Source organism: Halomonas sp. 707D4 (assembly GCF_024158685.1).
Classification (GTDB): domain Bacteria; phylum Pseudomonadota; class Gammaproteobacteria; order Pseudomonadales; family Halomonadaceae; genus Vreelandella.
Window position 1 is genome coordinate 1 of the sequence record NZ_JAMZBD010000361.1, and the last position, 3,227, is coordinate 3,227.

Below are 3,227 nucleotides of genomic sequence, written 5' to 3' on the forward strand. Positions count from 1 at the left end.
CCGCCGGGGAGCAGATCGCCATGGCGGCGCGCCTGCCCGCGCGCTTTCTGGCCCAGCCCGAAGGCATCAGCACCGAACTGGCAAGCGCCAAGGCACTGACGCCGCTTTCGCTGGACTTCACCGCCGAAGCCGAACCGGGCGAGCCCATCCTCGACCCCGCCCAGCCCAGCAACACCATCTTCACCTCCGGCTCCAGCGGCACGCCCAAGGCGGTGCAGCACCGCCTTGGCAACCACCTGGCCTCGGCGCGGGGCTCGGCATCGTTCATTGCTGTGGATCACACGAGCGGCTGGCTGCTCTCGCTGCCGCTCTTCCACATCGGCGGCTACGCCATCGCCTTTCGGGTGTTTCTCGCCGGTGGCCGGGTGGTGCTCGACGACGGCGCGCCGCTCCTGGAGCGCCTGCAGCGCCAGCCCATCACCCACCTCTCGCTGGTGCCCACCCAGCTCTGGCGGCTGCTCCACGCGGGCTTCGACCCGCAAAAGACACAGCTTCGCGAGCTGCTGCTGGGCGGCGCCGCCATCCCCGCGCCGCTGGTCGCCAAAATGATCGCGCTGGGCCTGACGCCCAAGGTGAGCTACGGCCTCTCAGAAATGGCCAGCCAGGTATGCACCGGCATGCCCGGCGCCCCCGGCGTGGTCGGCAAGCCGCTCCCCGGGCGCGAGGTGCGCGTAAACAACGGCGAGATCCAGGTGCGCGGCGAAACCCTCTTCGAGGGCTACCTGCGCGACGGAAAGCTCAACCCCGCACTCGATAGCGAAGGCTGGTTCGCCACCAGGGACAAGGGCCACGTGACCGAACAAGGCGAGCTGGTCGTCGAAGGCCGGCTGGACAACGCCTTCATCTCCGGCGGCGAAAACATCCAGCCCGAAGCCATCGAACAACGCCTGGTCGACCACCCCGCCATCGCCCAGGCGCTGGTGGTACCCGTACCCCACCCGGAGTGGGGCGAACGCCCGGTGGCCTTCATCGACTACCACGCGGAGGCAGTGGATGGAGCCGAGCTAAACGCCTGGGTACGCGAGACGCTGCCCGGCTTCATGGTGCCGGATGCTTGGCTTGGCTGGCCCGAGGGGGTGGGGTTCAAGCCCTCGCGGCGGGCGTTTGCGGCGAGGGCCAGAGCGGTGCTTGAGGCAGCCAAAAAGGGCAGTGATCGAAGACCTACGACCTATGGCTGACCAATGTCATCAAATTTATACGTGACCGAAGGAGAGTTTGTGGTTAGGGTATGATTGAATCGAGTAACACGAGCCGGGAAGCGAACAGTGGATAGGCGGCCCGAAAATTGATCGGCACCATAATTGATTAGTAGGTTAAAAATTTTACTCGCGTTGCATAACATCAATAAACGCGTCAGCGCGTTTATTGATGTTATGCGGCTGGTTGCGTAATGACGGTCATGTTTTTTTAAGGTGTAATATGGAACTTATTAACAACCAGTCAGTGAAAATACATTATGACGGTACAGGTAAGAGAATTCGTTCTCACCAAATGAGAGCCTCATATGTTTCTGCTAGTATCGAGGGCTTTGATACAATTTATCGTGAAGCATATAGAGAAGCTAGTAGAGTATATAGATCGAAAATTAAAACTGAAGTTTTGTTAGAAGGTGGGTTTCAAGAAGGGTCTCTATGGTGGTGGCTAAAGCTCTTTACATCTGAGTCGGAGTCTCAACAATCTTTTGGTAAAGTATCTTTAAGCAGCTCTGTGCTCAATTCTATTCAGTGTGCTATAAATCTACTGAGGCAGATGGATCTCACTACTACAGAAATTGTAATTAAGGAAGCGGTTGATGGTTTTGAAATAAATATTGATGGAGAAAGAGTGGTTCTAGATGAACTGCAATGCGCAATACTCACTAATCCTAAAATCAGGTCTGCTATTAGTGATATAGCTACTCCCTTAAATGAAGATGGAGTTGATACTTTAACTATCGATTATGGGATTTCATCTTGTTCTAAAATAAAAATTACAAAAGAAGATAAAAACAACTTGGTGTTGAAGAGAAGCCATAAGCATCTTGTTGAGGAAGGTGAGATTTTTGGGTTTTACTATATTGAAACTCTTAGTTATAATCCAAAGTCTAAATGGAAGCTTATTTCAAAGGAAAATCCTTCGAATATTGTGACTGTATCTATTACTGATCCCAAGTTTCTAAAGCGAGTGTCAGATAACCAAGAGAAATTTTCAAAAGATGATCTTTTAGAAGTTGAGGGTGTTTGGTACAAAGAGAGAACTAGGTTAACTGGTAAAGTGACTACTAACTATACTATTACAAAAGTTAAGGACCATATTCCATTTGAGGAAAAGCAGTGGAAAATTATATAGTTGCTTCGCTGCTAATAGCTGTAGCATTAGTGCTTCGCTACTTGACTCCATTATTGGCTCACCGGCTCAAGACTAAAAAAGTCAGAGTAGTAGTCATTGACCAACTGGGCTGTAAAAAGACTAATGTTTTATATCTTTATCCAGATGACCCCCTTTGGGAGGTAGTAAAAGCTCACAAGGGAGGTAAGCATGTTTAATCAGCTTCCTCAGCAAGAAAAAAGCATCAAGAAATCTGATCTATTGAGTGGTGCAACGATAACTGGATTGTTAACTTTCGTTATTCTTACTTGGTCTAAGACTCTTCCTCCAAGTTCAGTTTTTGTACCCTATGTAACTGAGCAGACAATATCTTTTTTGGCTGGATTGCTCTCTTATTTAATAACTCTAGGTCTTGCCTTCTGTAGATATGAAGTAAGTCTTGTTCTGCATGGGCGTGACTATACAAAAAAGATTAAGTATTTAGATCAAATTATAGCAATCACTACATGTCCTGAAACTAAAAAATCACTTGAGGAAAAGAAAAACGACTTGTTGACACAAGCAGCAAAAGCTATCGTTGATGAAAAAATATAATTATAGTTGCGAATGATTAGGCAAGAATTGAGCTGAGTTTAAGCAGTTTCGAGGTTCGATTTTAATGATTCGATCACTTTGGGACAGCGTCTCAAAAGGTAACATGTCATTCTGAGCTTGAAGCAAGAATTTGGCCTTAATCCGAGTACGATAGACTGCTAAAACCGCCGCTTTATTATGGTTGGTATACGTTATGAAAGCACAAGCCACAATCACCAACACCTCAAGCGCTGACGTGAAAAAACATTTAGAGAAGAACTTCATCGCCGCTAGTTATATTCAGGCTCCAGCCGGCACCAACCTCGGCAACACCCCCTCCAACACCC

The 3,227-nt window shown here is 49.1% G+C and carries 3 protein-coding genes; all 3 read left to right on the forward strand.

Annotated features, from left to right (window positions below):
* Positions 1-1,178, forward strand: a 1,178-nt coding sequence (locus BIS11_RS13640; RefSeq protein WP_253586287.1) for an AMP-binding protein, incomplete at its 5' end; no start/stop codon positions are given.
* Between the two features lie 241 nt (positions 1,179-1,419).
* A complete protein-coding gene (locus BIS11_RS13645) occupies positions 1,420-2,328 on the forward strand; it encodes a hypothetical protein (protein WP_253426200.1) in 909 nt (302 codons plus the stop codon).
* A gap of 189 nt (positions 2,329-2,517) precedes the next feature.
* The gene (locus BIS11_RS13650; RefSeq protein ID WP_253426203.1) at positions 2,518-2,901 is read left to right on the forward strand and encodes a hypothetical protein; all 384 of its coding nucleotides are present in this window, start codon (positions 2,518-2,520) and stop codon (positions 2,899-2,901) included.
* The last annotated feature ends 326 nt before the right edge of the window (positions 2,902-3,227 follow it).

What these genes read in the sequence shown, in the direction of transcription:
- BIS11_RS13650 (WP_253426203.1), top strand. Translation starts at nt 2,518, where the DNA reads ATGTTTAATCAGCTTCCTCAGCAAGAAAAAAGCATCAAGAAATCTGAT.
- BIS11_RS13645 (WP_253426200.1), top strand. Translation starts at nt 1,420, where the DNA reads ATGGAACTTATTAACAACCAGTCAGTGAAAATACATTATGACGGTACA.